At 46.4% G+C, this 5290-nt stretch carries 3 protein-coding genes; all 3 read right to left on the reverse strand.

What is annotated here, in order from left to right; genetic code table 11:
- Positions 1-39 precede the first annotated feature (39 nt).
- Positions 40-1608 carry a hypothetical protein gene (locus C4B57_11585; protein PXF50862.1) on the reverse strand — a complete coding sequence of 523 codons (1569 nt, stop codon included), beginning with the start codon at positions 1606-1608 and terminating at the stop codon, positions 40-42.
- A gap of 106 nt (positions 1609-1714) precedes the next feature.
- Positions 1715-3799: a hypothetical protein gene (locus C4B57_11590; GenBank protein PXF50863.1), complete on the reverse strand. Its 2085-nt coding sequence runs from the start codon at positions 3797-3799 to the stop codon at positions 1715-1717.
- 640 nt (positions 3800-4439) lie between these two features.
- Positions 4440-5222 carry a hypothetical protein gene (locus C4B57_11595; GenBank protein ID PXF50864.1) on the reverse strand — a complete coding sequence of 261 codons (783 nt, stop codon included), beginning with the start codon at positions 5220-5222 and terminating at the stop codon, positions 4440-4442.
- Positions 5223-5290 lie beyond the last annotated feature (68 nt).

Genomic DNA, 5290 nt, shown 5'->3' on the forward strand with positions numbered 1-5290 from the left:
GGGGTGGAATAAGGCTCTTATGACAATGAATCTCAATAATCAGCATTTCCAGAAAGCCCAGAGGGGCATAAGGCCAAAATTTGGCCGAATCGAAATCTTCGGCTGATATGATTTACGGGACACGCTCGAATACCTCAGCCGAATATTCATCTCGTGTTTGGGCCTATTGATGATGTACTTTCCGGTATCATCGTTTTTAGCAATAAGATAGGTATAGGCCACGGTTAATTTAATCTTCTCAAAAAGGTCGATCTCGGTTTCCAATTCCGTTCCCTTTCGGGAGGTGTCTTTCAGATTGATATATCTCCAGACCAGGTCTTTTCCCTCCTGGTTGGTAATAAGGTCATCGATGTCACTAAAGAAAAAGGAAAGGTTACCCTTTAAGGATTCATTAAACCTGTATCCTACTGTCAGGTTATAATTTGTTGCCTCCTCTTCTTTAAGATTGAGATTTCCCTGGACAAAGGTGCTCTTATAGTACCTTTCATAAAAAGTAGGAATGGTAGCCGCCCTGTTTACCGAGAAGTCAGCCTTCCCTTTTCCCAATGGGTAGCTTATCGTAAGCTGAGGACTTAAGGCAAAATCGTAATCAGTGTGGTATCTCCCTCTTAAACCAAGACTCAAGGATAAAGGAAAGTTCCCAAACCTAAACTCCTTTTCTCCATAGAGGGCAAATTCATCTTCTTCATGATCTCCAATCTTGCTTGCATCCACTTTACTTCTTCTTACTTCTGTCCCCAGTATAAAATCTCCCAGATAGGGAATATCAAATACATTTTTAATATCTACTCCCAAAAGGTTACTCTTCATGAGGTAGTCAAGAGATATGTCGGGATTTTTCGTCCTCTTGTCGTAACCGCTGCAGTAAATTTCGGTTTCCCAATCTTTCCGCTGATAATCAATAATGGTTCCCCACTCTTCTTTATTATAGCTGGCGTTTGGGGTTGGATGATCAATCCTGCCCGGACTTTCACTCTCCTTTTTAGAATAATTGAGAGAAAGGGAGAGATTCGATTCTTCTTTCAGCCGGTAATTCAATTTTAATGTTCCGGCCTTTTTATCTGAGTCACTATTTTTTCTGTAGCCATGGCTCTTATCAAAGCTCCCGGCAATTAAACACCCAAACTCCCCTATCTTTTGGTGATAATTAAGATCGTATTTCTGAGTATCAAATTTTCCATAAGAGACCTCCGCCTTACCTTCAGGCCTTTTTGTAATCCTTTTCGTGGTGATCTTGATGATCCCGCCGGTACCGGCTCCATACAGTGCTGACCCCGTGCCCTTAGAGATCTCGATTTTTTCAATGTTGTGAATAGAGACTGTCCACAAGTTCACACTTCCGGTCAGAGGGTTATTGAGGGGCCTGCCATCCAGAAAGACAACTACCTGCTTGGATGCTGTCCCCCGAAGGCTTACCGAGGTCTCAGTAGCCTTAACTCCAGCTACCTGGTTAAGCAGCTCCATAATACTATGCACCCCTAAGGATTTGATGTCCTCCCGGGTGATAACGGTAAAGGTCTCATCTCTGATGGCAGGGGATTCCTTCCCATTTTCGGGGATTTCATTTTCAGGAAAGGCTGGGAAACAATATCCCAAAATCAGGGCCATGATGCACCATACCTTTAGTAAATATTTAGCCACCAGCGGTAAACTTTCGGCTTCTGGATCAATGCCAATAACGATTACACTTGATGGCTGATCGCTGAACGTTCACCTAAAAGGTGTACTTCATCCCGGTATAGACCACGCAGCCCGGTGCATAGTCATACCAGTACTCCTTGTATTGCTTGTTGGTAAAATTATCCACGTTTAAAAATGCCTCAGCACCCGGTATCCATGGTAACTTAAGAGACACTTTCAGGTCTCCCACTGTATATCCTCCCATCTTCCTGGTGTTTTCTTCATCGTAATAAATCGGCCCGACATTCCTAATATAACAACTGACGGTAAACCACCTGGGATGATCATAACTAATCCCTATATTTGCCATTCTCCGGGGAACATAGCGAAGATAAGTGCCCTCAAGCTCTGGCTCCAAATTATTCTCATGGATCTTGGAGCGGTTCCAGGTATAGTTGGCGAAGGTATGCCACTCTCCATAAAGGGCGTTGAAGGTATAATCCAGTTCTGTCTCTATCCCATCGACGTGAACCTCCCCCACATTTACTTTCTGCTTTACATCCATACCCGGATCCGGGGTAAAAAATGAGGGTACCTCCCCTGGCTCCAGGATCTTGGAGTAGATGAAATCCTCGTAATTGCTGTGATAAAAGGTGAATGACAGTTCAAGGCCTTCGGCAAGCTTAAAAATTTCATAAAGAGGCCTGGTATCAAATCCGCAATCAAAGGAAAAGGTCATCTCCTCGGGTTCAAGGTCCGGGTTGCCAATCTCAAAGAGGGAAGAACCATGGGGTCCGGATTTGTAAAGGTCATAAAGCTCCGGAGCACGGAAGCCGGTGCCAAAGGAAGCCCGAAGTTTGGTACTCCCGGTGAGTTTATAGGCCAGTCCTGCCCGTGGAGACCAATGGTCTTTGGTATTGGTGGGGTAGTCAATTTCTATTAACTTGCCGGTGGTATTATCATAAAACTCACCATCGTAGTTCTTCCACCAGTCATAGCGCACTCCGGCACTGAGAATTAACCTGTCCTGAAACAGGGGGAGCTCGGCATTCAAGAATCCCGAATACTGTTTTTGCTTGCCCTCAAAGTATCGGGGGCCTTTAGCATAATCATAGTCAGATTCGCATTCCCCCCATTTGAGGTCAGAACCAATGGTAAATACCGTCCCTTTTATCTCCCTGGTTGCCTGGAGCATAAGACCATAATCATCCTTGGGGATGTCATTCTCATAGTAAAATTTGTCGTGCTTTCCCGTTTTTTTATTATATTTGCGGGCATTTAAGTAACTATCATAGTCAAAGTAGTAAAATTTTGCATTTAAGTCTGCCATTCCTACGGGTAGGGTATAATTTACGGTATACTTATCAATCTCCGACTCCATATCGTAAGCAGTATATGTGGCCGAGGTATATTCATCATCAAAGTGCTCATACTGTAGCTTAAGGTCAGATTTACCCAGCTTAAGGTCTATTTCGGGAGAGATGTTATACCGATCAAAGTCGTGTTTTTTGTAGTAATCTTTCCACTTGTCGCCTTTTTTATATTTATAGCCATGGGTGTTGCTTCCTCCGGCAGAAAGGCGCAAGCCCAGCCAGTCAGAGGCCATTCCCCTCAGGTTTAGATTGTAGATCTGGCTGTCCATCCGGTCGCCATATTCGTAGCTTAAGCCTCCGGCAACCCTTTTTTCCTTGGGGGCTCTGGTAATGATGTTAATTACCCCTCCCATGCCATATGACCCATAAAGGGCAGATGATGCTCCTCTAACTACTTCAATCCTTTCTATGTCCTCTGTTGACATCTCACTCCAGGGCTGAACCGATCCACCGGAATAGGTCATATTCAAGGGGATGCCATCCTTTAACACTACTATTTGCTTGGTACTGCTCATTCCCCTCATCATAATTATGGTATGACCACCTGAAGTTATAAGCCCCCTCGAGCGTTTCACCCTGATTCCTGCCACCCTGCTCAAGGCATCGTCCACGGTCTTTACGTGCATGTTATCCAGTTCTTCTCTGGTAATTATCTCAACGCTCATGGGAAGATCCTCTACCGCAGTCTCAATCCTGGTGGCTGTAACCACGGTTTTCTCGAGCTCTACCGCTTCCTGCGCATGTGCCAGCAGGGCAGAAGAAAGAATTAAAGTTAATAAGCACAATACCAATCTAAACTGTCTCATTATTAAGTTCTCCTTCCTCTTTTATAGCATGAGAATTGACACTAACCCCCAGCCCTGGTAGAAAAGAGAACTGAGGGGCGGTCCGGTTAGGGCACTAACCGGGCCTGCTTCCGACCGGAAAGGCGGCTTCACTCTTTGCCGGAAAGGCCGCCTTTCCCTCTATGATTCTGCTGAACTCCCCCTTTTTTTGCAGCTTTTCAAGCTTGCCGATCATGCCCTTGATGTCGGCGTTAAGTCTTTTTACCTCGGCCGTCACCCAGGAAACCTCCCTTTCAAAAGAGGCCTGGTCGCCGGCTATTCACTCTGCGCTTTTCTCAGCTTCAGCCAACGCGGCCTCAGGATCGGCCTTCGCCTAAAATGGAAATCAATAACTCCAACTTAGACGCTACGAACAGAGCATTTCTTACATAAATTCCCTTGTCCAAAGCCAGTTGGACGCACTTCTTTAAATTTATTGCAAATCAGACGCAACTATAATAGGAAAAACCAGGCTGTCAAGAAATTTTTATTTATAGATAAGAAGGAGGCCCATGGCCTCTGTAATATACTGAAAGAATCAGGCATTGATTTTCAGCGGTTTCATGACAGATACTGGGTCACATGTCTGGTAGAAAAGGAGGCATCATACCATATGCTCATCTCAGGCAGAAGACGCTATGGTCCCGGCACGCCCGGGCAAAGAAATATACATGAGCTCCCGCCGGGGGATGGAGCCTGTTTCTGAAAGTATGAGCCGGGCCACGTCTTCCAGGCAGAGGATCTCCTTATGGTCCTTCAGTAAGCTGGGAAGGAGCCTGTCGAAAAAGGTCCTATAAGGACCGCCCTCCACCTCGGCATGGACCGCAAGCACAGGCTGCGCTGCCTCTCGCAGGGGCTTCAGAAGGCCTTGGGCAAGATTGCCTTCGTCCCTGACCCCCACGGTCAACAACTCTTCCAGGCAGGGACCGGTGGTCGGTATTTGAAGGGTATGGAATTCCTGTCCCTTGCACTGGAGGAAGCAGGGAGGGCCTTCTCTTAGGTCACTTGCATACAGCAAGTCAAGTTGATCCTGGACGGCGAGGCTGTTTGCTGTTGCCTGCCATCCGGGTGCGGCAACAGCCAAGGGTCTTCTGCCCAGGATATCCTCAAAGGATGAAAATGATTTGTCGAATTCCCCTTTGATCTCCTCTCCTGTCATGTGGTGCAAATGATCCTGCCAGCGTCTGTGGTCCCATGCGTGGACAATGACCTCGTGGCCTTCGGATGCAATCTGGCGTACCAGATCCGGAAAGGCCCTGGCTATAGGTCTGGCCGGAAGAAAAGTGCCGGAAAGAACGGTCCTCCAGCCATAGAGACCCGGCGCACCGGTTCGAAGCATCTTCTTAAACAGGAGTTTAACCGTTAACCCTATTTGATCCCCATAAAAGTTCGCAATAACAACCAATTACTTCCCGACTTCTTGTAAGACCCCTTTTTTGATTTTATAGCCGAAGGCCTTCAGAATTTGTGCTT

The organism is Deltaproteobacteria bacterium, from assembly GCA_003194485.1.
Classification (GTDB): Bacteria; Desulfobacterota; Dissulfuribacteria; order Dissulfuribacterales; family UBA3076; genus UBA3076.

Coding starts and splice junctions, on each gene's coding strand:
- C4B57_11585 (PXF50862.1), bottom strand. CDS start 1,608: ATGGCCCTGATTTTGGGATATTGTTTCCCAGCCTTTCCTGAAAATGAA.
- C4B57_11590 (PXF50863.1), bottom strand. CDS start 3,799: ATGAGACAGTTTAGATTGGTATTGTGCTTATTAACTTTAATTCTTTCT.